The organism is Ensifer sp. SL37 (assembly GCF_026672675.1).
Taxonomy (GTDB): domain Bacteria; phylum Pseudomonadota; class Alphaproteobacteria; order Rhizobiales; family Rhizobiaceae; genus Ensifer; species Ensifer adhaerens.
In genome coordinates this window covers 1,100,379-1,124,436 of the sequence record NZ_JAPPRN010000001.1, presented here as the reverse complement: position 1 = coordinate 1,124,436, position 24,058 = coordinate 1,100,379, and the positions used below count along the sequence as shown (strand labels likewise).

Here is a 24,058-nt window from a genome sequence, read left to right as displayed (position 1 = left end):
AGTGGCCTGAATGACAATATGTGATAGGTTCCGGCCAACTTCATTGCTTGAGTATCGGCCAGCACATGCACACCGTCGCCATCGTCGCCTTCGAGGGCATCAGCCCCTTTCACCTCTCGGTGCCCTGCATCGTCTTCGGCGACGACCTGTTGAAGCTCGGCGCGCCACGTTACCGGCTTGTGATTGCCGGAGAAAAGACCGGTACCGTTCGCACCATGTCCGGTTTCAGCATCGAGGTGGAGCACGATCTCGCAAGCCTGACGGAAGCGGACACGATCATCGTGCCGGCCTGGAACGATGCGGGCAACCGTCCGTCGGAAAGCCTGCTTGAGGCGCTGCGCGACGCCCACGCCCGTGGCGCCCGGCTCGTCGGCCTCTGCCTCGGCACCTTCGTGCTCGCCGAAGCCGGGCTGCTCGACGGCCGGGCGGCCTCGACGCACTGGGCCTGGGCGGACGAATTCGAGCGCGCCTACCCGCAGGTTGCGCTGAACCGGAACGCGCTCTATCTCGACGAGGGCGATATCCTGACGTCCGCCGGAACGGCCGCGGCGATCGACTGCTGCCTGCACATCGTGCGCAGCGACCACGGCGCCGAGATCGCCAACCGCATCGCCCGCCGGTTGGTCGTCGCACCTCATCGTCACGGCGACCAGGCGCAATATATCGAAGCGCCGCTCCCTGCCCCCGGCAGCGGCGACCCGCTCTCAGCGACGATTACCTGGGCGATCGAACATCTCGACGAGCCACTGTCGCTCGAACGGCTGGCCGATCACGCCGGCATGAGTCTCCGCAGCTTTACCCGGCACTTCCGCAAGAAGACAGGAACGACGTTCACGCAATGGGTTCTGGCGCAGCGGTTGGCGGTGGCGCAGCGCCTGCTGGAGACCGGCTCCTGTTCGGTCGATCACGTAGCGGAGATGGCGGGTTTTGGCTCCACCGTCTCCTTCCGCCAGCATTTCACCCGCGCCCTCTCCATCTCGCCAGCCAGCTATCGCCGACAGTTCCGCAACCGGCCAGCACGTGCATCCGCGCCCTAACCGGTCCCTTGCCCGTGTACATCAGGTAGCGCCGGCGTCAGGGCAAGGCGCGCTGCGCGTCGGCCCGCATCGGCGGCCGCACGAGGAACGCCAGCAACGGCACCGCAACCGTTGAAACCCCTGCCGCGCAAATAAAGAAGGCGGAATAGCCGAACCGTTCGGCGATCCAGCCGGCGCCCAAGCCCCCGGCCATGCTGACAAGGCTGTCCATGCATTGGAACAGAGTGAAATCGACGCCCGCCTGGCGCGGATCGGCCCAGCCCATGAACTGTGCATAGAGCGCGACGAAGCCGATCGCCATGACGCCGGAGGAACTGGCAACCGCAAGCGTCATCACCAGCGGTCGCGAGACATCCCCGGAGGCGCCGACATAGGCGAAGGCGACCAGCATCGTCACCTGCAGGAGCAGCGCGCCGATCAGCACGGCACCGGTACCGCACAGGCGCACGAGCAGACCGCCGAACAAGGCCCCACCGAAGCCGACGAGCATGCTGCCGACACCATTGAGCATACCGACAGAGGCGAGATCGAACCCGTAGTCGATCAGGAAAGGGCCGAGCATGGCAAGGCCCCATTTCTGCGCGGACACATAGATCGCTGCGAGCAGAAGGCCTTTGCGCACCTCCGGCCGGGCGAGCGCGGCCTTGAGCGACGGAGTGTGGCTGCGCGCCTCGTTCGTCGGGCGCGAACCGGGCCCGAGCAGGAAAGGCAGACCGAGCCCCAGCACGACGGCGGCCATGATCCACACCGCCGGGGCCCAGCCGAGCCGATCGACGAGCACGAGGAACAGGCCGGCACCGATCGCCGAGCCGACATAGGAGCCGCCGACCTGGGCGGCATTGCCCCAACCGTGATGCTCTTCGGCGAGCGTCTCGACCGCAAAACCGTCGCAGGCGATGTCGACGGTCGAGGTGAAGAGCGCGATGAACACGAGGCAGGCGAGAACGGGGAAGAGCCGCTCCGGGCCGATGAACCCGAGAACCGCCAGCATCAGCGCCGACAGCGTGCCGCCGACGACAATGATGACCGCCGAGCGGTTGCGACCGACCACCGGCAGGCGGAAACGCTCCACCTGCGGCGACCAGAGGAACTTCAGCGCCCAGGGCAGCACCGTCAGATAGACGAGGCCGATCTGGTCGAGCGGGAGGCCTTGCGTCCGCAAGACCGCCGGCAGGCCGAGCATCGTCAGCCCGCCGATCACGCTCTGCGCGACATAGAGCCCACCGACCGCGAAGAAGATCGCGGCCGGCGACGGCCTTGGCTGGACTGCCTTTTCCGACGCCATCAGAAGCGGTAGCGCAGGCTGGCGACGACCTTGCGGCCTTCGTCGAAGTAGCAGAAGCCCGTTGTGCAAAGCTGCTCGACTTCGTCGAAGAGGTTGGTCGCATTGAGCTGAAGCCGCACGCCCTCGAAGTTCGGATTGGCAGCGCCAAGATCGTAGCGCACCGAAGCATCGACAAATGTGCGCGCCTGGTTGTTGAGGACCGGCGTGTGGACGTTGTCGCCGAAGCTCGAGCCGACATAGCGCACGCCTGCGCCGACGCCGAGCCCTTCGAGCGGTCCGGACTGCACCTCGTAGTCCGCCCACAGCGAGAACATGTGGTAGGGCGAGGAGTTCAGCTGGTTGCCGAGCGTTTCCGACGTCAGCTTGGTGATTTCGACGTCGTTGTAGGAGTAGGACGCGATGAAGTTCCAGCCGTTGTCGAGCGAGGCCGTGCCCTCGAGCTCGAAGCCGCGTGACTTCAGATCGAGCTGGCGCAGGAGGTTGAGACCCGATGACGTCTCGTAGACGGTGGCGTTTTCCTGGTCGATGTTGAAGACCGCGGCCGTAATCGTCGCGTTCTGGCCGGGGATCTCATACTTGACGCCCGCCTCCCATTGCTTGCCGAGCGTCGGCATCGCCGGCGTATCGGTGCCGCCGAGATTGAGGATCACGCCCGGGTTGGAAACGAAGGCCGTGCCGTAGCTGACATAGGGCATCATGCCGTTCGGCAGCACGTAGCCAAGGGCGGCGCGCGCGGTCGTCTCGCTGTCGTCGCGGTTGAAGCGCCTTCCGTCGACGGAATATTTGTTGTCCACCCAGTCGTGGCGCAGGCCCGCCGTCAGGCGCCAGGCCTCATACTCGATCTGGTCCTGGATGTAGATGCCGATGCCGCTTTGCGACTGCTTCTGGGTCGAAGTCAGCTTCGGCACATAGGTGAAGTCGTCGGTGAAGAGATCCGGCCCGCTGCCCTGCTGCGAGGTGTACTTCATGTAGCTGTAGTCGATGCCGGCGATCAGCTGGTGCGCAGCGGCACCCGTGTCGAAGTCGAACTTCAGATAGGTGTCGCTGGCAAGGCCGCTGTTGTCCTCGACGGTCAGGCCCGGATACTTGGCGAACACCCATTCCTGCCGCGTCGAAATGTCGGAGTAGCGCAGCTTGTGGAAGAGCGTGACGCTGTCTGTGAGCTCATGCTCCAGCTCGTAGCCGATGCGCGCCTGCTTCTGGGTGAAATCGTTGAAGCGGGCGTCGCCGCCATAGGTCGGGATCGCGCCGATCGACTTGCCGTCCGGCCCGTAGCGGTTGAGGTAGCCCCAGGTGCCGCCGGTGGTCGAATCCATGTACTCGCCAAGCAGCGTGAACTTGGTGCCCTCGTCCGGCTGCCAGGTGAAAGCGGGCGCGATGAACAGGCGGTCGTCCTTCACCGCCTCGATCTCGGTGCGGCCGTCGCGCGCAAGACCGGTCATGCGGTAGAGCATGGTGCCTTCGTCGTCGAGCGGTCCGGAAACGTCAAAGGCGCCCTGCACGCGACCGAAGGAACCGTATTGCACCTCAACCTCGCGCAGCGGGTCGCTGGTCGGGCGTTTCGAGACGATATCGACGATACCGCCAGACGAGCTGGCGCCGTAGATGGAGGCGGCCGGGCCGCGCAGCGTGGCGATTGCCTCGACGCCATAGGGCTCCAGCCGGAACAGGCCGTTGGGGCTTGCGATCTGGCGCAAGCCGTCTCGGAAGATGCCGGTCAGCGTCAGGTCGATGCCGCGCACCTTGAAGGCGTCGAAGCGCGGCTCGGCGCCGTATTGGCCGACGCGGGCGCCGGGTGTATAATTCAGCGCTTCCATCAGGTTCTGGGGCTTCAGGTCCTGCAACTGTTTCTGGCTGATCACTGACATCGACTGCGGCGTCTGCATGACCGGCGTATCGGTCTTGGTGGCGATCCTTGCGGATTTCGCCACGTAGCCGTCAGTCTCGACGATGCCTTCGGCGCCGGTCCGCTCGCCGGTCGCGGTGATCTTTTCCAGTTGCGTTGCGCCATCCCTGACGACGGCGCCGGTGGTGATCGTCGCGTCCGCCGGATCGAAGATCTGCACGGTCGTTGCGCTGACGATGCGGAAGCGAAGCCCGGTCCCGTCGAGCAGTTGCGCAACCGCCGCCTCGGTCGCGAGCCTGCCTTCAACGCCCTTGGTCACCTTGCCGCTGGTGAGCGCGCTCGGATAGAGCAGGCGCAGGTCGGCCTGCCGGCCGAGCTTGAGAATGCCCGTTTCAAGGGAGCCCGCGGGAACGGAGATCGCTTTGGACGCCGTGATCGCGGACGGTGCCGCCGTCGCCTGCGCCTGCATTGCGCTCGCGCAGGCGATGAAAGAAACACTGGCGAGCGCCAAGCATGCAAAAGACCGGCGTCGCGATCCACGACCCTGCAAAATTCTCATCCGAGATCCCCTACTCCAACTCCGGGCGGGCCACCTCGAACCAGGTGCAGCGCCGCCACTGCTGACTAAGAGTGTGGGGAGCGCGTTCTCCTGACGTCACCGGACGATTTTTGTCAGAAAAGATTCTTGTAAGGCGCGAAACCGCCTTGCCGCCGGCGTCAACCTAACGCGACTGGACGAGGACCATCAGGCCCGAGAGCCGCAAGACACGGAGCGGCAGACTGGCTTCGAGAACGCTCAGTGCGTCGTCGGTATCGTGCAGATCGAAGATGCCCGACACTTCGAGCGCGCCGGCCTTCTCGTCGATGAGCAGGATCCGGCCGCGGCGGTAGCGCTCGAGCGTCGAAAGGACCTCACGGAGCGGCAGACGGGAGAAGACAAGCTTTCCGTCGCGCCAGGCCGTCCCGGCGGCAACATCCGTCTTCGTCAGGAACAGGCGACCCTGCCGGTCGATCGTTGCCGCTTCGCCGGCGCCCAGGATGGCTTTCTGCCCGGCCGCCTCGACTTCGACACGGCCCTCCTCCACCTTAACGTCGGCCGCTCGGTCCGCCCCCGTCGCGCCAACCGAGTAGCGGGTTCCGAGCGCCGTCGCGCTGATCGAGCCGTCTTCGACCACGAAGGGCCTCTGCGGATTTTTTGCGACGGCGAAGAACGCCTCGCCGCGCAGCAGCCGCACCTTTCTTTGCCCCTGATCATATCGGACGACGAGCGCCGTGTCGGTGTTGAGGTCCACCTGCGTCCCGTCCTCCAGCGCGATGCGCCTGACCTCGCCGACACCGGTGTAGTAGTCGGCGCGCCAACGGTCGCCATAGGGCGTCGCCAGCGTCAGGATCGCGACGCCTGCGGCAAGACAGAGCCCGACAAAGCCACCGACGCGGCGGCGGCGCTGTGCGCGCAACTGCCCGAGCCGCCCTTCGGGGATCGGTACCTCGCCGAGATCGCTCCATAATGCCCGCAGTTCTTCGTAGGCCGCCCGATGATCCGGATGCTCGTCGAGCCAGCGCTCGAATGCCTGGCGGTCGATAACGGTCGCATCCTCGGACTGCAGTCGCGCAACCCAGCCGGCAGCCGCTTGCAGAACGCTGTCATCGATTGTCTGGCGATCGCCACTCATTCCTGTCTTCCGGTCGAACTGAAAATGCCTTCGGGCGGTCCCAAAGAATCGCTCCCATCATCTTAGAGTTGAATGGATGGTTTTGCCTGATGTCGGCTCAGAAAATAATTTCGGCGCGCATTTTCCGGCATTCGAGCAGCGCCCGGATGATGTGCTTTTCGACCATGTTTCTCGATATGCCGAGCTGCTCGGCAATCGCGCCGTTGCTGAGGCCGTGCAGGCGGCTGAGGATGAAGACCTGCTGGCAACGGTTCGGAAGCCCCTCGATGGTGCGCGCCATGATCAAAAGGCACTGGCGGGCGTTGACGATGCGATCCTGGATCGGCCTGTCTTCGGCATGCTCCATGCCGTCCTCGTCGGCAACGAACAGCGCCTGCTCGCGCGCGGTGCGCTCGGCAGCGACCCGCGCGACGGAGCGCGCGACCTGGAACAGATAGGCTTGCGGGTTCTCGATCAGCGTCGAGCGCGATGCCTCCAGCATGCGCATGAACGTTTCCTGCGTGGCGTCGACGGCATCCTCGCGACTTCTGAGGCGGCGGCTGAAGAAACGGCGTATCCTGCCCTCTTCCCGTTCGTGGAGCCCCTGCACCATCGCATCGGTCATCAATCTGCCTCTCCATCGCGGGAGCCGCGCGGCCGCCGCCGGAACCAGCGGTGGCGCCGTGCGTTGAATGTGTTACTCATGTTTTATAAGTGAAGCCGCGCGCGACCGCAATGCGCTGGCATGCCGCATTGGAAAACGGGGGGCGGTACTGTTGCACGACGGCCACGTCGGCAGCGGCCACGGGCGGACGTGTCGCCGGCCCTATGCGTCTCCAATGCGCGTCAGGACAGTCTCGATCGAACCGAGTTCCGAAGCGATCCGCTCGATCAACAGCCGCACCCGGCGTGGCTGGACGTTCGCCGGCGGATAGACGATCTGCAACCCGGTTTCGCCGACCGCAAAATCCTTGAGAAGCTCGACCAGCGCGCCGGAGGCCAGGTCCTCGGCGATGTCCCACACCGACTTCAGGGCGATGCCGCGCCCCGCCCTGCACCACGCCCCCACCAGTCCGCCGTCATTGGCGACGCGACGCCCGCGCACCATGACCTTGTGCGGCTTGCCATCCACCTGAAAGGCCCATTCGCGGTCGAGATTGGCGCCGAAGCGCATGACGATGCAGTCGTGGCGGGAGAGATCGTCGGGATGCTCCGGCCGACCCATAGCTTCGAGATAGGACGGCGCCGCACAGACGACGCGCCGGTTCTCCCCGAGCGACCGAGACCTCAGCGTGCTGTCGGCCAGCACGCCGTGCCGGATCGCGAAATCCATGCCCTGGCCGACCAGGTCGAGGTAACCGTCGGTGAGATTGAGATCCACCGTCACATCGGGGTGCTCCGCGAGAAAGCGATCGAGGATCGGTACGATGTAGCGCCGCCCCATATCCTCAGGCGCGCTCAGCCGGATCGGCCCCGAGATCGTGCGCGTGCCCGACCGGATGCCGCTCTCCAGTTCGTCGGCCTCCGCCAGCAGCCGGCGGGCGCCGTCCACCAGCAGGCGGCCCTCCTCCGTCAGGCTGATCGCCCGCGTCGTGCGTTTCAGAAGTGCGGCGCCATAGTGGGCCTCGAGTGCTGCCAGCCGCTCGGAGACGGAGGCTGGCGACAACCCCTTCTCGCGGCCGGCGGCGGAAAGCCCGCCCTTTTCGACGATCAGAAGGAACAGAGCCAGATTGTCCAGCAGCATCTTTCGCTTTCCCCGAAATATAATTTTGGAAATAAGCCAATTATCCGGATGCGCCGCAAGCGCTAAATTTGCTGGCGAAAGGAGACGCGCCATGCACATCGACCACGTCACCATCCGCACCACCGATATCGACGCCACACGCGCGTTCTTCGAGACGGTCTTCGACCTGACCGTCGGCGAGCGTCCGGCAGCTATCCGCCGAATCCCCGGCTGCTGGCTCTATGCCGGAGGCAAGCCGATCGTCCACCTCATCGGCAGCCGTGGCGTGGGCTTCGAGTGTGCGGCCGAAGCGATCGATCATGTCGGCTTCCGGTTCGAAGGCTACGCCGCCTTCCGCGCCAAGCTCGACCGGCTCGCCATTCCCTATTCGACCATGGACCTTGCCGACATCGGCGAGCGGCGGCTGTTCCTGCGCGCGCCCGGCGGACCGCTGCTCGAAGCCGTCTTTTCCGAACCCCTTCCCACTCTTCCTCCGGAGAATGACCATGACTTTCACTGACACCACCGTCTCCGTCGTCATCGGCGGCACCAGCGGTATCGGCGCCGCCGTCGCCAAGGCGCTTGCCGAGCGCCGGGGTCGGGTAGAGATCGCCAGCCGCGCCACCGGTCTCGATCTTGCCGATGCCGCGGCAGTGGTCGCCTATTTCCAACAGCTCGGTCCGTTCGATCACCTGATCGTCACGGCTGGCTCCTCGGCGCCGGGCGGCACCGTCGTCGATATCGACCTCGAAGCAGCCAAGGCCGCCTTCGACGTCAAGTACTGGGGCTCGATCCTGCTTGCCCGCGAGGCGGGCAAGAGCATTCGGCCCGGCGGTACGATCACCTTCACCTCGGGCTTTCTCGCCCGCCGATCGGTGCCGGGCACCTTCGTCAAGACGGCGATGAACGCGGCACTCGAAGCAACCGCCAAGGTGCTGGCCAAGGAATTGGCACCGCTGCGGGTGAACGTCGTCAGCCCCGGCCTGACGCGAACGGAAGCCTATGCCGGCATGGCCGGCGAGGCGCGCGACGCGATGTTCGATCGCGCCGCTGCAACACTGCCTGCCGGCCGCGCCGGGCAACCGGAAGATATCGCCAGCGGCTATCTCTTCGCCATCGACAATCCCTTCGTCACCGGCTCGGTCATCGACATCGAAGGCGGCGCACTGATCAACTGACGTGCTTCCCCGCGCTTGGCCCTGCCGCTATGCGACTGCCCCTCCCAAAGGATCTCACCATGCCATCGCTCTTTTCTCCGATCCCGCTCGGGTCCTTGACCCTACCCAACCGCATCGCGCTTGCGCCGATGACGCGGGCGCGAAGCAGCCAGCCGGGCAATGTGCCCAACGCCCTGATGGCCGAGTACTATGCCCAGCGCGCCTCGGCCGGCCTCATCGTCACCGAGGCCACCCAGATCTCGGCGCAGGGCCAGGGCTACTCGTTTACACCCGGCATCCACTCTCCCGCGCAGATCGCCGGCTGGCGGCTCGTCACCGACGCCGTACACCGGGCCGGAGGCCGCATCATGCTGCAACTCTGGCATGTCGGCCGCATGAGCCATGAGAGTTTCCACGACGGCGGACGCCCGGTCGCACCGTCTGCGATTTCGCCGGACGCAAAGGTCTGGGTGGCCGATCCAGAAACCGGCATCGGCGCGATGGTCGACAGCCCCTTGCCGCGCGCCTTGGAGCTGAGCGAGATCGCCGGCATCGTCGAAGATTTCCGCCAGGCGGCGGCCAACGCCATCGAAGCCGGCTTTGACGGCGTCGAGATCCATGGCGCCAACGGCTACCTGATCGACCAGTTCCTGCGCCGCTCGTCCAACCGGCGCGACGACCGCTATGGCGGCCCGGCCGAAAACCGCATCCGCTTCCTGGTCGAGGTCGCCGAGGCGGTCGCCGGCGAGATCGGCGCCTCCCGGGTCGGCATCCGGCTGTCGCCCTATATCACCCAGCGCAACATGAAGGACGACGAGATCATCCCGACGATCCTGAAGGCCGCGGGCGAAATCGACCGCATCGGCCTTGCCTATATCCATCTGGTGGAAGCCGACTGGGACGATGCGCCCGTCATCCCCGACGACTTCCGCCGCGAGCTGCGCGCCACCTATTCCGGCCGCATCATCGTCGCCGGCCGCTATGATCGTAAGAAGGCCGAGACGATCCTTGCCGCCGGTCTTGCCGACATCGTCGCCTTCGGCCGCCCGTTCATCGCCAATCCGGACCTGCCGCGCCGACTGAAAGACGGGCTGCCGCTCGCAAGCTTCGACGGGGCCACGCTTTTCGGCGGCAGCGCCGAAGGCTACTCTAGCTATCCGGCACTCGAGCGCGTGGCATGACCGCGGCAATCACACCTCTTCACCCCACAAAGGAGCAACTCATGAAAGCTGTCGCCCTCACCCGCTATCTCCCGGTTTCCGACCCGGAGAGTTTCCTCGATGTCGAGCTCCCGAAGCCGGAGCCCAAAGGGCATGATATCCTGGTCGCGGTCCGCGCCGTCGCGGTCAATCCCGTCGACGTGAAAATGCGCGCGCCGAAGGACAAGGTCGAGGAAACGCCGCGCGTGCTCGGCTGGGACGCAAGCGGCGTGGTCGAGGCCGTCGGTGCTGATGTGACGCTGTTCCAGCCGGGCGACGCCGTCTACTACGCCGGCGACCTGACTCGATCGGGATCCAACCAGCAGTATCAACTGGTCGATGAGCGCATCGTCGGGCGCAAGCCGAAGAGCCTGTCCTTTGCGGAAGCGGCCGCCCTGCCGCTGACGACGATCACCGCCTATGAGGCCTTCTTCGACCGGCTCGGCATCGACCGGGACGGCGCCGACCACGGCCAGTCGATCCTCATCGTCGGTGGCGCCGGCGGCGTCGGCTCGATCGGTATCCAGCTGGCAAAGCGCGCCGGCCTCACCGTCATCGCCACCGCCTCGCGGCCGGAAACCATCGCCTGGGTCAAGGAACTTGGCGCCGACCACGTGGTCAGCCACCGTGAACCGCTGGTCGCGCAGGTCCGCGCGCTCGGCTTTCCCCATGTCGACCACATCGCCATCTTCAACGACATGCGCCACTGGGACGACGCTGTCGAGCTGATCCGGCCGCAAGGCGGCATCGTTTCGATCGACAACACCGACGTGCCGATGCCGATGGCCGGCATGAAGACCAAGGCGGCGAGCCTGCATTGGGAGTTCATGTTCGCCCGCCCGATGCACCAGACGCCCGACATGATCGAACAGCATCGTCTGCTGAGCTTCGTCGCCGACGAGATCGATGCCGGACGGCTGAAGACGACGCTTGCCGAGGTGCTGTCGCCGATCAACGCGGCGAACCTGCGCGAAGCGCATCGCCGCATCGAAACCGGCGCTGCCAAGGGCAAGATCGTCATTGAAGGCTTTGCCGGCTAAGTGCACCAGCTGCCGATTTAAACGAAATCGCTTGCCGCGACATAGATTGCGGCAAGCACCTGTCACCTCTGAAATTTCCGCGGCACCCGCGCCGCGCCAAACGGCCGAGCGACATTGGCGGTCGCCGCGACCCGCGTCGCCCTGTGCACGGCAATCGCATCAACGCTCGCCCCGATGAAATTGCGATCGCGGCGCGATATCGATATATCCACGTAGATATATCGAATCTTCGAGGCTTCCCTTCAAACCAATCCCACAGATCCCCTCGAAAACGCTGAAACAGGCGGGCTTTGCAGGTGCGCCCAATACCGGCGTTAACGCCCACCGAAAATGCAAGGAGAATGCCCGTGCCCTATGAACTCGTCGTCTCCCAGGGACGCATCGCCGACAGAACGTCCGGCGCCATCCCCGGGGCGGCCCTGACGGCCGAAGCGCTGAGCAAGCGCACCGGGCTGCAGCCGACCGTTATCGGCAGCCCGTCACCGGCAAAGGAAGACGACTGGTCGGCAAGCCTGCCTGAGGCCGGGGAGACCCTGGCCGCTTTGCAGGCGGCGATTGCCGCAACACTTGCGCGTGGCAACAAACCACTTTTCATCGCCAATACCTGCTCCGCCAGCCTTGCGACACTGCCGGTCGTCGCGCGGGAACGCGCCGACGCGGTCTTGCTCTGGTTCGATGCCCATGGCGATTTCAACACGCCGCAGACCACCGAAAGCGGCTATCTCGGCGGCATGGTGCTGGCTGCCGCCTGCGGGCTCTGGGAGAGCGGCCACGGCAGCGGGCTGCACCCGGCAAAGGTCGTCATCGTCGGCGCGCGCGACATCGACCCCGCGGAGATGGATTTGCTGCGGCAGGCAGGCGTGTGCATCCTTTCGCCGACAGAAGCGACGCCGGAAGTCATTCTTTCGTTGATCGGCGATGCGCCGGTCTGGATCCATGTCGATTGGGACGTGCTCGAGCCGAAGCATGTGCCGGCCGCCTATGCGATCGGCGGAGGCCTCTATCCGCAGACCTTGCGCGCCATCTTCGCGGCAATCCCGAAAGAGCAGATTGCCGGCATCGAGCTCGCGGAATTCGAGGCGTCTGAGGCGGCGCTGAAGAATGAAGCTGCGATCGAATGCCTGCTTGGCGTCGTGGAACCGTTGCTGGCTTGACGCGGAGCGGCGTCGAGCCGGCGCCCTGTCACCCGTCCGTTTCCGGATCGGCCTTTACATTCGTGATGATCTCGCCGAGCACCAGATGCAGCGCGTCGCGGTAGCCGTTGCGGGCCGACGGCCCGCTTTCGGCCGATGTCATCACCACCGTCAGATCCAGGTTCGGCACGATGTAGAGCATCTGGCCGCCATAACCCCAGGCGAAATGCACTTCTTCACCGGCGATCTGGCGCTCGAACCAGCCATAACCGTACTCGTCGCCGGAGAAGCGCGAATTGGTTCGATGCTGCCAGGAGGCCGCGACCCACCCTTCCGACACCAGTTGCTGGCCTGACGCCGTGCGGCCGCCATTGCGATAGAGTTCGCCGAAGGCAAGCAGGGAGCGCGGGCTCATCGCCATCTGGTTGCCGCCAAGGTAGATGCCTTGCGGATCGCGATCCCAGGCCCCGATGCGGAAGCCCTCGAGCGGCCCCAGCCACGCGCGCGCGAGCGCCAGGGTCGACTTGCCGCTGACCTTCGTCAGGATCGCCGAAAGCAGATGGGTCGAGGCGGTGGAATAGAGCATCTCACCACCCGGATCGTCGTCGAAGGGCTGGGCAAGCGCCGTGCGCACCCAGTTCCGGCTGGCGACCCATCGCCCATAGTTCGGGCCCGAGAGACGGCCGAGCCCGGCCTGCATCGAAAGCAAATGACCTATGGTGATGTCGTTGATGCGCGGATCAGGCGAGGCCGGCAGGTCCGCCTTCAGGATCGGCGCGATCTTCTGCTCCGGACCTTCGAGCAGCCGCTTGTCGATGGCGATGCCGACCAGCGCCGAGATGATCGATTTCGACGCCGACTTGATGTTGGTCGAGTCCGTCACGCGGTTGCGGCCGTAACCACGCTCAGCGACGATCTTGCCGTCGCGGGCGACGATCACGGTCTTCAGGGGATCAAGCTCTGACCGTGAGGCCAGTTCGTCCAGCAAGGCCGAAATCGGCGATGGCGTCTGAGCCGCGACCGGCAAGGCGACAAGCGTCGAGACGACGAGTGCCAAAGTGGAGATGCGGGCAACGAGGACTGCGACAAATCTGATCATGGATCAGCATCTAAGACCAGCTTGCGCCGCCGTCATCCACCGCACGGCCATCTCACGGCGATTTGACAGACCGGTGAGCACGCCACTGCCGCAGTTGTCAGCCTGCCGGCCGTCTCGCAAAAGCTTCGACGAAGCGCGTCAGGCTCTGCTCGACAAAGACCGTGACCGGCACCTGCGGGTCGAAGCTCCACCAGAGCAAGGATCCCTGCCATTGCGACGCCATCAGCAGACCGAGCCCCGGGCTCGCAGCGGGAAGGCCGGCGAGGCATTCGTCGAGCACGCCTGCGAGCACGTCGCGCCACTTTGCGCCGCGGGCACGGAGCAACGGATCGCGCAGGTCTTCCCGCAGAATCCTGAGGTCGTCGGCATAGCTGTCGATACCGCCATAATCGCCCGAGAGGCCGACGAGCAGTGCGATGGCGCCCTCCGGCGTCCGCGGTACGCTCGCCATCAGCTCCGCCGTCTGCCCGTCCAGCCCGTCCCAGGCCTGGCTGAGCGCCCGCTGGATCAGCTTCGCCTTGTTCTCGAAGCGCTGCACCAGCGTGGCGCCGGAAAGGCCCGTACGTGCAGCCAGCGCCGCGAAGGTCAGGCGATCTGGACCATCGGCCCGCATCAATGCGAAGGCGGCGGCCAGCAGCTCTTCGTCAGGCATGGTTTTTGGGCGAGGCATCTTGACTCTCATTTATAACCGAACAATCATTTATATATCACCCGAGCAAGAAAACGCCAGTCGGCAAGCGGCCGCGAAGGAGAAGAATCATGACACTCGAAGGAAAAGTCGCCCTCGTCGCTGGCGCGACGCGCGGCGGCGGGCGCGGCATCGCGACCGAACTTGGCGCCGCCGGCGCCACTGTTTACGTAACCGGCCGCACCACGCGGCAACAGCAATCCGATTACGGGCGTCCCGAAACGATCGAGGAAACCGCCGAGATCGTCACCAGCCTCGGCGGCAAGGGCATTCCCGCCCAGGTCGACCATCTGCAGCCGGCGCAGGTACAGGCGCTTGTCGAGCGCATCCGCAGCGAACAGGGACGGCTCGACATCCTCGTCAACGACGTCTGGGGCGGCGAGTTGCTGTTCGAGTGGAACAAGCCGGTCTGGGAGCACAATCTCGAAAACGGGTTGAAGCTCCTGCATCTCGGCGTCGATACGCACCTGATCACCGCCCACTATGCCCTGCCGCTGATGATCGAGAAGCCCGGCGGCCTCTTGGTCGAGGTGACCGACGGCACCGCCGAATACAATGCCGAGAACTACCGGCTGTCGCCGTTCTACGACCTTGCCAAGGTTTCAGCGAACCGCATGGCCTGGGCCCACGCCAAGGACCTTTCGCCGCACGGCGCAACCGCGGTTTCGATCACGCCCGGCTGGATGCGGTCGGAGATGATGCTCGAACATTTCGAGGTCGGTGAAGACAACTGGCAGGACGCCACAAAGAACCAACCGCACTTCGTCATTTCGGAAACACCACGTTTCGTCGGCCGCGCCATCGCGGCGCTCGCGGCCGATCCGGACAAGTCCCGCTGGAACGGCCAGTCGCTGTCGAGCGGCGGGCTGGCGCAGGTCTACGGGTTTTCCGATCTCGACGGCTCGCGGCCCGATTGCTGGCGCTACATGCGCGAGGTGATGGAGGCGAACAAGCCGGCCGACGCAACCGGCTATCGTTAGGCGTTGCCGCCAAAACCCGTCACCGGCAAACTTGAAACGACGGGCGGCCTCCTATAGTTCGGTGTTTCGGGCAACCAAGCGCCGCCGCCCGCCATCCGGATGTGGCAGCGCTATCGAGTGTGATTGAACATGGCATCGCGGGATCGGTATTCGAGAAAGCTGGAATGCGCCAAATGCGGAGCCGCCGGCTTCGCCGAAGCGTCGGAAAACGACAAAGGCAAGGGCAGCAATCGCGGCTTTACCATCGACGTGATGCCCAAGGGCTTCTCGACTGAACGCACCTCTCCCGACCCCGCCAAGCACATGGTGCGCTGCCGCTGCGGCAACGTCTTTGCCTTCAAGCAGAAGACCGTCTATGCGCCCGGCAGTGAGCCGCGGGACTGACGCAGCGGGACTTTTCCGGCGCCCGCGTTGAGAAAAAATTCACCATCTTGTCTCAACATCGACCCAATCGGCGGTCAGCTATGGCAGCGCGCGTTCAAAAATTTTTGATCGCGAGCGCCAGGGACAAAGGCTTGCAGCCAGGGCTGTCACCGCTTAATCGCTGAACTTGAGGCTGAACCGAACTGCGTCGAACGCAACCGGCCGGCACACACGCCACACGAAGGACGCTTGGTGGCGGAAGCATTTCCAGGAGCCCGCATGCGGCGCGAGACGATCAAGAGCCCTTCTTCCGAGACACCTCAGGCCGGCAGGATATTCGCGCAGGTGCGACGGATGCGGCATGCCTTGGCGATCGGCGCGATGGCCCTGGCGCTGTCCGGCTGCATGGCGCTCGACGCCGACGACGTGCGCGAGCCACCGCCGATCCCGGCCAAGCTGATCGCCGCCATGGCGAAGAACGGCAGCAAGCCGGAAAGCCCGGTGTTGATCCGCATCTTCAAGCAGGAAAGCGAACTCGAAGTCTGGAAACAGAATAAGCAGGGCCAGTACGCGCTGCTGAAGACCTATCCCATGTGCCGCTGGTCGGGAAAGCTCGGCCCGAAGATGAAGTCGGGCGACCGCCAGGCGCCGGAGGGCTTCTACCACGTCTCCGCCGGCATGCTGAACCCGAAATCGCAATATTTCCTGTCGTTTAACCTCGGCTACCCGAACCGGCTGGAATCGGCGCTCGGCTACACCGGTGAAGCGCTGATGGTGCACGGCGCCTGCTCGTCGTCCGGCTGCTACGCCATGACCGACCAGGGTGTCGGCGAAATCTATTCCGTGGTGCAACGCGCGCTCGCCGGCGGCCAGGGCACGTTCCAGGTTCAGGCCTATCCCTTCCGCATGACGGCGGAGAACATGGCCAAGCACCGCGGCGACCCGAATTTCGACTTCTGGAAGAACATCAAGCAGGGCTACGACATCTTCGAGGCGACGAAGCGTCAGCCGAAGGTTTCGGCCTGCGGCCGCCGCTACGTCTTCAACACCGATTTCGCCGATGGCGAACCGTCCGACCCGCTTGCCGCCTGCCCGGCGGCGATCTCCACGCCCGATGCCGGGCTGGTGGCGCGACTGCAATCGGAGGACGCGAAGCTCGCCGGCATGATGACCAACCAGACGTCGGCGCCGCTGAACGCCTATGTCGATGGCGGCATGCATCCGAGCTTCCGGGCGCTTCTTGAGAAAAACGGTGCTGAAAAGCTGGCCGCGAAGATCTCGGGAACTAAGTATCCTATCAGCCGACCCGAAGCGGCGCTGGCGGACCCCTACGCCGGCCTGTGATCGTTCCGTCGGCTGGCGACGCACAATTGACTTAAAAGGTCGGTTGCATCGCCGGTAGCGAATAGAGGACGATCGAGGATTACATGCCCGAAAGAGAGTTCCGCCGCCGCGCCTTCCTGCAGCTTTCCGCCGGGTTGGCGGCCGTTGGTCTCGCCGGCTGCGCCTCGCCGCGGCCTACTGTGACGCGCTCCTATGCGCCGGAACCGGTTCCCGAGACCAACACGTTCCTGGCCGACATGTACGGCGAGAAGCCGAACGAGCCCTACCCGCTGCCGGCCATTCCCTACGAGAAGATCGATCCGCGCTTCTACCGCCAGATGGTCGCCGATCCGACCGGCGAAAAGCCGGGAACGCTGGTCGTCGACGTCGGCAGCCACTTTCTCTATAGGGTCTATGAAGGCGGCCAGGCGATGCGCTACGGCGTCGGCCTCGGGCGTGCCGGTTTCGCCTGGGCCGGGCGCGGCGTCATCCAGTACAAGCGCGAATGGCCCCGCTGGAAGCCGCCGAACGAGATGGTGGCGCGCCAGCCCGAGCTGCAGCAATTCAGCATCGAGGCGGGCGGCATGGATCCCGGCCTCAAGAACCCGCTCGGCGCCCGCGCCATGTACATCTTCCAGAACGGCGAAGACACGCTCTACCGCATTCACGGCTCGCCGGAATGGTGGACGATCGGCAAGTCGGTGTCGTCGGGCTGCGTGCGCATGATCAACCAGGACGTCGTCGATCTCTACAACCGCGTGCCGAACGGCACGCCGATCGTCGTCACCGATCTCTCGGGCGGCGGCATGGTGCAATCGCAGCCGATGCAGGACGCGCAGCCCCTGCCGGATGGGCAACCATTGCCGGACTCCCAGCCGGTGCAGCGGTCGCCCGACTATATGCTGATGGGGCCGGACGGGCTGCCGCTTCCGCAGCCACTTTGAGGCAATCCGTCCGGCAAGGGCGCAGAAATTACGCCAGATTGTCGCCCATCACAGGACGAGCAGCGGCGTCTTGCCTCTGACGCGATCATAGAGATCGATCGCGTCCTGCTGCAGCATCCGCACGCAGCCCGCCGACGCGTTCTTGCCGATCGAGCGCCACTGCGGCGAGCCGTGGATGCGGTAAAGCGTATCCTGGCCGTCCTGGAAGATATACATGGCGCGGGCGCCGAGCGGATTGTCGAGGCCCGGATCCATGCCGCCGGCATCGATGCCGTATTTCTTGAGGTGCGGCTGGCGTGCGACCATGTCGTCGGGCACCGTCCAGCGCGGCCACTTGCGCTTCCAATGCACGACGGCACGCCCCTTCCAGGCGCGGCCGGCCGCACCAAGACCGACGCCGTAACGGATGGCGCGGCCGCCGGGCAGGACGTAGTAGAGGAACATCGTCTGGGTATCGACGACGATCGAATGGGGCGGCTCGTTGGTGGCATAGGCCACTTCCTGGCGCAGGAACTGCGGCTTGATCTCGGTGTGCTGGATGCCCGGGACGTCGTAGCCTTCGTCCTTCACCGGCGCGTAGATCCTGGCATAGTCGAAGGTCTTCGTCGGCACGCCCGCCGCATCCGCCGCCTTTTCCGGCGAGCCGCCATCACCGCCGATCGGCTCGATCAGCTTCGGTTTCGGTTCGGGTTTCGGGATCTGCGTGCAGGCGCTCAAAACAGAGCTGGCGATCACCGCGAGCAGCGACCGGCGGGACAAATTCATCGACACTGTATTCAATTCCAGGGTTGGAGATTTCGGTTGGGAGGTCCGAGGGGAGGCCCAAGGCTGTTGGGCCGAACCGTGACCGAAATGTGGTGAAAATCTTTCTTTGGCGTGGATCGCTTGCGCGAGGCGGTACTCGTTTTCGAAGTGTTGCAGAATTCCCGCGCTCGCTGCCTGCCCTCACCTAACCGATCGCCATGTCGCCCTTGGTCGGATCCGGAATGACGACGATGGTGCTGCCGTCGCGGACCTGATCATGGAGGTAGACGACATCCTGATTGAGCAGGCGAATGCAGCCGGAAGAGACCGCCTTGCCGATCGAAAATGCCTCGGGACTGCCATGGATGCGGTAGAGCGTGTCCTTGCCGTCCTTATGGATATAGAGCGCGCGGGCGCCGAGCGGGTTCTTGATGCCCGGGGGCATGCCGCCATTGGCGATGCTGTAGGGCTGGAGTTTCGGCTGACGCGCGACCATCTCGTCGGGCGGCGTCCAGCGCGGCCATTTGCGCTTGTAGGCGACGATCGCCCGGCCCGACCAGGCAAAGCCCTCGCGCCCGACGCCGATGCCGTAGCGCATCGCCCGCCCGCCCGGCAGCACGTGATAGAGGTATTTCGCGGGCGTATCGACGATCAGCGTGCCGGGCCGCTCACTGGTCGGATAATCCACCTCCTGCCGCCAGAACTTCGGATCGACCTCGGCGATCTTCACCTCGGGGATCGGAAACTGCTCGTCGGGCATCGCATAGTACATCGGCGGCACCGTCCGGCCGGCTGAGGGGCGGACGGGCGTGACGGCTGCCGGCACCACCGCCGGCGTCGGGCGGGCGGTCGCGCAGCCGGTGACGAACAGCGAGGCCGCGCCGACGACAAGGCTGCGGCGGGTCAGCGTGATGCCGGTCTTGTGATCGGCCGTGGAGGAAGAAGGCTCGTGTGCTTCGGTCATATCGGGCATTCAACGATTCGATTGTTGCAATGCCGCCTCAGAGGGAAGTCCTACCTTAAGGCTGCCTTAAGGGAGCGATTAAAGGATCGCGCTCTCAGAAATGTTAGGAGTAGCGATGCGAGTCCTGATCGTCGAAGACGACGATATCCTTAGAGACGGCCTGAAGGTCGGCCTGGCGCTGGCGGGCTTCACCACCGATGCCGTCGGCACCTGCGATGCGGCCGCGACGGCGCTTGCCGCCAACGGCTTCGACGCGGTCGTGCTCGACCTGATGCTGCCCGACGGCTCCGGTCTCGACATTCTGCGGGACCTGCGCGCCAGGCAGAGCGACATTCCGGTGCTGCTGTTGACCGCACGCGACACCGTGCGCGATCGCGTTGCCGGCCTCGACACTGGCGCCGACGACTATCTCGGCAAACCCTTCGACCTCGACGAGGTCGCCGCCAGGCTTCGGGCGCTGGCGCGACGCTCCAGCGGCCGGGCGAGCGCCGCGCTGGAATGGTCGACGCTCAGGCTCGATCCGGCCAGGCAATCGGTGGAACAGGCGGGCAAACCGGTGCAACTCTCGCGGCGCGAATATTCCATCCTGCATACGCTGATGTCGCACCCGGGGGTGATCTTCTCCAAGACCAAGCTGGAGGACAAACTCTACGGCTGGCAGGAGGAAATCGAGAGCAATGCCGTGGAGGTACACATCCACCATCTGCGCAACAAGCTCGGCCCGGGACTGATCGAAACCATCCGGGGCATCGGCTACCGGCTGGGCGGAGCCGGCTGATGCAATCGCTGCGCGCCCGGCTTTTCGCCATCCTCCTGATCACGACGGGGCTCCTGTGGCTATCGGCCACCGTCTGGATCTTCCTCAGCACCCGCGCCGAAGTCGAGCGCGTGCTCGACGCGCGGCTGATGGAGGCGGCGCGCATGGTGAATTCGCTGATCGTCAGCCCAGACATGATGAAGGAAGAAGGCGACACCCATGCCAACCGCCCGGCACAGAGCGCAATCAGCATCCCGCTGCTGGAGCACCCGCATTACGACCGGCAGCTCTCCTGCCAGATCTGGTCGCTGGACGGAACTCTGATCGGCAAGTCGGACAGCGCGCCCGACACAACGCTTGCACCCCACGCCATGGGCTTTTCCGAAACCGTCATCAACGGCGAGACCTGGCGTGTCTTTGCGGTGGAGAATGCGAGCCTCGGCGTGCGCGTTCTCGTCGGTGACAACCTGCGCATCCGCGACCGGCTGGTCAACGACCTGGTCAAGGGGCTGTTGCTGCCGGCGCTGCTGATCATTCCGCTTCTGGCCGTGCTGATCTGGCTCTGCGTCGGGCGTGGCCTCGCGCCGCTGCGCAAGCTTGCCGGCGACCTTGCCGCGCGTGAAGCCTCCGACCTGCACGCGATCGAGGACACCGGCACGACGCGCGAGATCAGCCCGGTCTTGAAGTCGCTGAACGGCCTTTTTGCCCGTGTCGCCGGCGCCCGCGAGCGCGAGCAGAATTTCATCGCGTTTGCCGCCCACGAGCTGCGTACGCCGCTGGCGGGCCTCAAGACGCAGGCGCAGGTGGCGCTCGCCAGCGACGACGGCGAAATCCGCGAGAAGGCGCTCGGCCAGATCGTCGCCGGTGTCGACCGGACCGGCAAGCTGGTGCGGCAACTGCTCGATATCGCCTCGGTCGAAGCCACCGAGAGCGGCAGGCCGGCGGCCGGTTTTGATGTCGGCGAGATGCTGACAAGTCTTCGCACCGAACTCGCCGGCCAGGCGCGTCGCGTCGATGTTGTCGTCGACGGGGCGATGTCCGGTCTCAGGATCAATATGGATCCGGACCTCTTCCGGCTCGCGGCGCGCAACCTGCTCGAAAACGCCATCAACCATTCGCCACCGGGCGCAACGGTCTCTTGCCACGCCGAGATACGAGGCCAGCATCTGGCAATCGCGATCGACGACGAGGGGCCTGGCATCCCCGAGGAGGAAATGCCGCGCGTGACCGAGCGCTTCTTCCGCGGTCGGTTCAAGGCGGCGGCCGGCAGCGGGCTCGGCCTCAGCATCGTCGAGCGTGCGCTTGACCGAACCGGCGCCGAACTCGAACTGCGCAACCGACCGACCGGCGGCCTCTCGGCTCGCATCGTATTGTCGCAAGCGCTCGCGCCGTGATCGATCGCGATTGTTTCAAACAGAGGGGGATGCGGGCGGAGACCGCACCCGTTTTGTCATCTCGCTCTAAGCGCTTTTCCGCATCGGCGGGTCCGGCAGCGGCACCGCGGCCATCAGCGCCCGGGTGTAGGCGTCCTGCGGATCCTCGAACACGGCGCGGCGCGTTCCCATCTCGACGATGCGGCCGCCGCGCATGACGGCGACATGGTGCGACATCCGCTCGATCACAGCCATGTCGTGCGAGACGAAGAGATAGGCAAGACCCATCGTCTCCTGCAGTTCGAGCATCAGATCAAGCACGCGTGCCCGCACTGACACGTCGAGCGCGGCCACGCTTTCATCCGCGACAATCAGCTTCGGATTGACCGCCAGCGCGCGGGCAATGCAGATGCGCTGCCGCTGTCCCCCGGAGAACTCGTGCGGATAGCGGCTGGCAGCATCGGGCCCAAGCCCGACACGGCGCAACAGATCGGCGACGCGATCCGTGCGTTCGCTGCGATTGCCGATGCCATGGATGAGCAGCGGCTCGGCGATCGCCGCCCCGACCGCCATGCGCGGGTCGAGCGAGGCATAGGGATCCTGAAAGATCATCTGCGCGGAGCGGCGCACGGGCCGCATCTGGCGTTGCGACAGCGCGCCGATCTGCTGGCCGTCGATCGCCACATCGCCATCGAATGGAATGAGGCCGAGCACCGCCTTGCCGGTGGTCGACTTGCCCGATCCGCTTTCGCCGACGAGCCCCAGCGTCTCACCGGGGAAGATGTCGAAGGAAACGTCGCTGACGGCGGCGGCCAGCTTCTTTCCGCCCAACAGTCCGCTGGGCTTTTTTCCGTAGTGGACGGCGAGGTCACGCACGGACAGGACCGGGCTCGCCGCCCGCGAGACGGATGCCGCAGCCGTTGCGGCGATGCGCGGCGGGCCGTCGGTGCCGGCATGCGCCCCCAGCCTCGGCACGGCCGCCAATAACTCCTGCGTGTAGCGCTCGCGCGGCGAGCGGAAGATCGGCAGTACGTCGCCCTGCTCGACGATGCGGCCCTGCTGCATGATGACCACGCGGTCCGCCATCTGCGCGACCACGCCCATGTCATGGGTGATCAGCACAATCGAAGCGCCGAATTCCCGCTTCAGTTCCTTCATCAGCGTCAGGATCTGCGCCTGCACGGTAACGTCGAGTGCCGTCGTCGGCTCGTCGGCGATCAGCACCTTGGGTCGGCACGAGAGTGCCATCGCGATCATCACGCGCTGCCGCATGCCGCCGGAAAGCTCGTGCGGATATTGCGTCATGCGCCGCGCCGGCTCGGTGATGTGCGCCGCATCCAGCATGCGCAGGGCGACGGCACTCGCCGTTCCCCCCTCGGAACCCTGATGTTCGCGAATGGCCTCGGTCAGTTGCTCGCCGATCGACATCACGGGATTGAGCGATGTCATTGGCTCCTGAAAGACCATCGCGACATCGCCGCCGCGCACGCTGCGCATCGCACTGTTGGAGAGCTTCGAGAGTTCGCGCCCTTCGAGCTTGATGCTGCCGGAGGCGATCCGCAGCGAGGCTTTCGGCAGGAGCCCCATGACAGCAAGCGAAGTCACGGATTTGCCCGAGCCGCTCTCGCCGGCAATGCACAGCGTTTCGCCGCTCATGAGGTTGAAGCTGACGGCATCAAGGACCCTTCGCGGCCCTTGCGGCGTCAGCGCATCGACGCAGAGGCCATCGATGCCGAGCACGGGTGCTGCCGTTGTCACGAAAAGACGATCCTCGGGAAGTAGAAGGAAACGACCCAGTTCGGAGCGTCGACGATCTCGCTGATGCGGAGGTCGCCGCAGACCGAGCAGAGCAGATAGGCATCGACCGGACTCAAGCCGTGTTCGGCGCCAAGCAGGTCGATCATGCGCATCAGGCTTTCGCGCGCGCCGGTCATCAGATCCGGGCCGATGCCGGTCGTCACCTCGTAACCGGCAGCATCCAGATGACGGGTCACCGGACCCGGCGTAGTGAACCGCGGGCTGGCGAGACGGGAATCCTTGACGAGCTCGATCGTGGCTTCGACCTCCATTTGGCTCTCGATCGCGGTGCCACAGACCTCGCCGTCGCCCTGGGCTGCGTGGGTGTCGCCGATGGAAAACAGCGCGCCCTCCACCTCGACCGGCAGATAGAGGGTGACGCCCGATGTGAGATCGCGAATGTCGAGATTGCCGCCGACCCGGCGCGGCGGCACCACCGAATGCAGGCCCGGTTCGGCCGGCGCGACGCCGATCGTGCCGGCGAAGGGCTTCAGCGGCACGCGGCCGCCCGGTCCATAGAGCGCCGGTGCCATGGTATTCGCATCATAGGACCACATGTGCAGCGCCGGATCGGTGAACTGATCGGCGAGCAGGCCGAAGCCCGGAATGTTGGCCGTCCAGCCAACGCCCGAGGGCACGAAGCGGCGGATCGTCACCTTCAGCGCGTCGCCGGGCGCAGCACCTTCGACATAGACAGGCCCCGTCACCGGATTGATCTTCTCGAAATCGAGCGAGGCCAATGTCTCAAGCGTTGAGCCAGCGCCGAGCTGCCCGCCGGAAGAATCCAGGCATTCGAAATGGATGGTCTCACCGGGCTTGGCGATCAGCGTCGGCTCGAAGTCGCGGTTCCAGCCGAAATGATGCTTGGCGCGATGGATGGTGTGTGTGCAGGCAACGCACATGAAATCTCTCCCAAACTCATGAAGAGGCTCCCCGAAGACGACCTCCGGAGAG

The 24,058-nt window shown here is 65.2% G+C and carries 23 protein-coding genes; 12 read left to right on the top strand and 11 right to left on the bottom strand.

Features of this window, described 5'->3' with window-relative positions; translation table 11 throughout:
* Window positions 1-47: 47 nt before the first annotated feature.
* Complete coding sequence (locus OVA00_RS05110; protein WP_268088231.1) at window positions 48-1,037, top strand: GlxA family transcriptional regulator; 990 nt, start codon at window positions 48-50, stop codon at window positions 1,035-1,037.
* A 37-nt stretch (window positions 1,038-1,074) separates the two neighbouring features.
* Here OVA00_RS05110 and OVA00_RS05105 read toward each other — a convergent pair whose 3' ends face one another.
* The 5 genes from OVA00_RS05105 to OVA00_RS05085 all read right to left on the bottom strand — a co-directional run bounded on the left by OVA00_RS05105 (window position 1,075) and on the right by OVA00_RS05085 (window position 7,564).
* Window positions 1,075-2,322 carry an MFS transporter gene (locus tag OVA00_RS05105; protein ID WP_112771379.1) on the bottom strand — a complete coding sequence of 416 codons (1,248 nt, stop codon included), beginning with the start codon at window positions 2,320-2,322 and terminating at the stop codon, window positions 1,075-1,077.
* Window positions 2,322-4,637, bottom strand: a complete 2,316-nt coding sequence (locus tag OVA00_RS05100) for a TonB-dependent siderophore receptor (RefSeq protein ID WP_268088229.1) — start codon at window positions 4,635-4,637, stop codon at window positions 2,322-2,324. Before OVA00_RS05100 ends, OVA00_RS05105 begins: the two co-directional genes overlap by 1 nt.
* Window positions 4,638-4,890: 253 nt before the next feature.
* Window positions 4,891-5,841 (bottom strand): FecR family protein, encoded by a 951-nt coding sequence (locus OVA00_RS05095; protein ID WP_090425918.1) that lies wholly within the window; start codon window positions 5,839-5,841, stop codon window positions 4,891-4,893.
* A 97-nt stretch (window positions 5,842-5,938) separates the two neighbouring features.
* A complete protein-coding gene (locus OVA00_RS05090) occupies window positions 5,939-6,445 on the bottom strand; it encodes a sigma-70 family RNA polymerase sigma factor (protein WP_089042863.1) in 507 nt (168 codons plus the stop codon).
* A 201-nt stretch (window positions 6,446-6,646) separates the two neighbouring features.
* Complete coding sequence (locus OVA00_RS05085; protein ID WP_110818816.1) at window positions 6,647-7,564, bottom strand: LysR family transcriptional regulator; 918 nt, start codon at window positions 7,562-7,564, stop codon at window positions 6,647-6,649.
* A gap of 91 nt (window positions 7,565-7,655) precedes the next feature.
* Here OVA00_RS05085 and OVA00_RS05080 point away from each other — a divergent pair, with 91 nt between their 5' ends.
* The 5 genes from OVA00_RS05080 to OVA00_RS05060 all read left to right on the top strand — a co-directional run bounded on the left by OVA00_RS05080 (window position 7,656) and on the right by OVA00_RS05060 (window position 12,093).
* Complete coding sequence (locus tag OVA00_RS05080; RefSeq protein ID WP_268088227.1) at window positions 7,656-8,063, top strand: glyoxalase; 408 nt, start codon at window positions 7,656-7,658, stop codon at window positions 8,061-8,063.
* Window positions 8,050-8,721, top strand: coding sequence for an SDR family oxidoreductase (locus OVA00_RS05075; protein WP_268088226.1), 672 nt, complete (start codon window positions 8,050-8,052; stop codon window positions 8,719-8,721). Before OVA00_RS05080 ends, OVA00_RS05075 begins: the two co-directional genes overlap by 14 nt.
* Window positions 8,722-8,780: 59 nt before the next feature.
* Window positions 8,781-9,881 (top strand): alkene reductase, encoded by a 1,101-nt coding sequence (locus OVA00_RS05070; RefSeq protein WP_060530393.1) that lies wholly within the window; start codon window positions 8,781-8,783, stop codon window positions 9,879-9,881.
* Window positions 9,882-9,922: 41 nt separating this feature from the next.
* Window positions 9,923-10,939: a zinc-binding alcohol dehydrogenase family protein gene (locus OVA00_RS05065; protein WP_060644600.1), complete on the top strand. Its 1,017-nt coding sequence runs from the start codon at window positions 9,923-9,925 to the stop codon at window positions 10,937-10,939.
* A gap of 347 nt (window positions 10,940-11,286) precedes the next feature.
* Window positions 11,287-12,093, top strand: a complete 807-nt coding sequence (locus OVA00_RS05060; protein WP_268088223.1) for an arginase family protein — start codon at window positions 11,287-11,289, stop codon at window positions 12,091-12,093.
* Window positions 12,094-12,121: 28 nt separating this feature from the next.
* On the opposite strand, the gene OVA00_RS05055 is transcribed toward OVA00_RS05060, so the two are convergent.
* Window positions 12,122-13,171 carry a serine hydrolase domain-containing protein gene (locus OVA00_RS05055; RefSeq protein ID WP_034805481.1) on the bottom strand — a complete coding sequence of 350 codons (1,050 nt, stop codon included), beginning with the start codon at window positions 13,169-13,171 and terminating at the stop codon, window positions 12,122-12,124.
* A gap of 97 nt (window positions 13,172-13,268) precedes the next feature.
* Complete coding sequence (locus OVA00_RS05050; RefSeq protein WP_112985521.1) at window positions 13,269-13,841, bottom strand: TetR/AcrR family transcriptional regulator; 573 nt, start codon at window positions 13,839-13,841, stop codon at window positions 13,269-13,271.
* Window positions 13,842-13,930: 89 nt separating this feature from the next.
* On the opposite strand from OVA00_RS05050, the gene OVA00_RS05045 reads away from it, so the two are divergent.
* The 4 genes from OVA00_RS05045 to OVA00_RS05030 all read left to right on the top strand — a co-directional run bounded on the left by OVA00_RS05045 (window position 13,931) and on the right by OVA00_RS05030 (window position 17,469).
* Window positions 13,931-14,839, top strand: a complete 909-nt coding sequence (locus OVA00_RS05045; RefSeq protein WP_034805465.1) for an SDR family oxidoreductase — start codon at window positions 13,931-13,933, stop codon at window positions 14,837-14,839.
* Window positions 14,840-14,968: 129 nt separating this feature from the next.
* Window positions 14,969-15,223 carry a hypothetical protein gene (locus OVA00_RS05040; protein WP_034805462.1) on the top strand — a complete coding sequence of 85 codons (255 nt, stop codon included), beginning with the start codon at window positions 14,969-14,971 and terminating at the stop codon, window positions 15,221-15,223.
* Between the two features lie 333 nt (window positions 15,224-15,556).
* Window positions 15,557-16,546: a L,D-transpeptidase family protein gene (locus OVA00_RS05035; protein ID WP_060530479.1), complete on the top strand. Its 990-nt coding sequence runs from the start codon at window positions 15,557-15,559 to the stop codon at window positions 16,544-16,546.
* An 83-nt stretch (window positions 16,547-16,629) separates the two neighbouring features.
* The gene (locus tag OVA00_RS05030; RefSeq protein WP_082566580.1) at window positions 16,630-17,469 is read left to right on the top strand and encodes a L,D-transpeptidase; all 840 of its coding nucleotides are present in this window, start codon (window positions 16,630-16,632) and stop codon (window positions 17,467-17,469) included.
* A 48-nt stretch (window positions 17,470-17,517) separates the two neighbouring features.
* Here the strand turns inward: OVA00_RS05030 and OVA00_RS05025 are convergent, their stop codons facing one another.
* Window positions 17,518-18,234, bottom strand: a complete 717-nt coding sequence (locus tag OVA00_RS05025; RefSeq protein ID WP_060530387.1) for a L,D-transpeptidase — start codon at window positions 18,232-18,234, stop codon at window positions 17,518-17,520.
* A gap of 184 nt (window positions 18,235-18,418) precedes the next feature.
* Window positions 18,419-19,177: a L,D-transpeptidase gene (locus OVA00_RS05020; protein ID WP_060581085.1), complete on the bottom strand. Its 759-nt coding sequence runs from the start codon at window positions 19,175-19,177 to the stop codon at window positions 18,419-18,421.
* 115 nt (window positions 19,178-19,292) lie between these two features.
* Between OVA00_RS05020 and OVA00_RS05015 the strand changes: the two genes are divergently transcribed.
* Window positions 19,293-19,955, top strand: coding sequence for a response regulator (locus tag OVA00_RS05015; protein ID WP_034805456.1), 663 nt, complete (start codon window positions 19,293-19,295; stop codon window positions 19,953-19,955).
* The gene (locus OVA00_RS05010) at window positions 19,955-21,328 is read left to right on the top strand and encodes an ATP-binding protein (RefSeq protein WP_113187141.1); all 1,374 of its coding nucleotides are present in this window, start codon (window positions 19,955-19,957) and stop codon (window positions 21,326-21,328) included. Before OVA00_RS05015 ends, OVA00_RS05010 begins: the two co-directional genes overlap by 1 nt.
* A gap of 66 nt (window positions 21,329-21,394) precedes the next feature.
* Here OVA00_RS05010 and OVA00_RS05005 read toward each other — a convergent pair whose 3' ends face one another.
* Together OVA00_RS05005 and OVA00_RS05000 are read right to left on the bottom strand one after the other, a co-directional pair.
* A complete protein-coding gene (locus OVA00_RS05005) occupies window positions 21,395-23,065 on the bottom strand; it encodes an ABC transporter ATP-binding protein (protein ID WP_268088215.1) in 1,671 nt (556 codons plus the stop codon).
* A complete protein-coding gene (locus OVA00_RS05000) occupies window positions 23,062-24,006 on the bottom strand; it encodes an acetamidase/formamidase family protein (protein ID WP_113187143.1) in 945 nt (314 codons plus the stop codon). The genes OVA00_RS05005 and OVA00_RS05000 overlap by 4 nt, the downstream gene beginning before the upstream one ends.
* Window positions 24,007-24,058 lie beyond the last annotated feature (52 nt).

Excerpts from the sequence above, each read along its gene's own strand:
- OVA00_RS05105 (WP_112771379.1), bottom strand. The coding sequence starts at position 2,322 with ATGGCGTCGGAAAAGGCAGTCCAGCCAAGGCCGTCGCCGGCCGCGATC.
- OVA00_RS05100 (WP_268088229.1), bottom strand. The coding sequence starts at position 4,637 with ATGCAGGCGCAGGCGACGGCGGCACCGTCCGCGATCACGGCGTCCAAA.
- OVA00_RS05095 (WP_090425918.1), bottom strand. The coding sequence starts at position 5,841 with ATGAGTGGCGATCGCCAGACAATCGATGACAGCGTTCTGCAAGCGGCT.
- OVA00_RS05090 (WP_089042863.1), bottom strand. The coding sequence starts at position 6,445 with ATGACCGATGCGATGGTGCAGGGGCTCCACGAACGGGAAGAGGGCAGG.
- OVA00_RS05085 (WP_110818816.1), bottom strand. The coding sequence starts at position 7,564 with ATGCTGCTGGACAATCTGGCTCTGTTCCTTCTGATCGTCGAAAAGGGC.
- OVA00_RS05080 (WP_268088227.1), top strand. The coding sequence starts at position 7,656 with ATGCACATCGACCACGTCACCATCCGCACCACCGATATCGACGCCACA.
- OVA00_RS05075 (WP_268088226.1), top strand. The coding sequence starts at position 8,050 with ATGACTTTCACTGACACCACCGTCTCCGTCGTCATCGGCGGCACCAGC.
- OVA00_RS05070 (WP_060530393.1), top strand. The coding sequence starts at position 8,781 with ATGCCATCGCTCTTTTCTCCGATCCCGCTCGGGTCCTTGACCCTACCC.
- OVA00_RS05065 (WP_060644600.1), top strand. The coding sequence starts at position 9,923 with ATGAAAGCTGTCGCCCTCACCCGCTATCTCCCGGTTTCCGACCCGGAG.
- OVA00_RS05055 (WP_034805481.1), bottom strand. The coding sequence starts at position 13,171 with ATGATCAGATTTGTCGCAGTCCTCGTTGCCCGCATCTCCACTTTGGCA.
- OVA00_RS05050 (WP_112985521.1), bottom strand. The coding sequence starts at position 13,841 with ATGCCTCGCCCAAAAACCATGCCTGACGAAGAGCTGCTGGCCGCCGCC.
- OVA00_RS05045 (WP_034805465.1), top strand. The coding sequence starts at position 13,931 with ATGACACTCGAAGGAAAAGTCGCCCTCGTCGCTGGCGCGACGCGCGGC.
- OVA00_RS05040 (WP_034805462.1), top strand. The coding sequence starts at position 14,969 with ATGGCATCGCGGGATCGGTATTCGAGAAAGCTGGAATGCGCCAAATGC.
- OVA00_RS05035 (WP_060530479.1), top strand. The coding sequence starts at position 15,557 with ATGCGGCATGCCTTGGCGATCGGCGCGATGGCCCTGGCGCTGTCCGGC.
- OVA00_RS05030 (WP_082566580.1), top strand. The coding sequence starts at position 16,630 with ATGCCCGAAAGAGAGTTCCGCCGCCGCGCCTTCCTGCAGCTTTCCGCC.
- OVA00_RS05025 (WP_060530387.1), bottom strand. The coding sequence starts at position 18,234 with ATGAATTTGTCCCGCCGGTCGCTGCTCGCGGTGATCGCCAGCTCTGTT.
- OVA00_RS05020 (WP_060581085.1), bottom strand. The coding sequence starts at position 19,177 with ATGACCGAAGCACACGAGCCTTCTTCCTCCACGGCCGATCACAAGACC.
- OVA00_RS05015 (WP_034805456.1), top strand. The coding sequence starts at position 19,293 with ATGCGAGTCCTGATCGTCGAAGACGACGATATCCTTAGAGACGGCCTG.
- OVA00_RS05010 (WP_113187141.1), top strand. The coding sequence starts at position 19,955 with ATGCAATCGCTGCGCGCCCGGCTTTTCGCCATCCTCCTGATCACGACG.
- OVA00_RS05000 (WP_113187143.1), bottom strand. The coding sequence starts at position 24,006 with ATGTGCGTTGCCTGCACACACACCATCCATCGCGCCAAGCATCATTTC.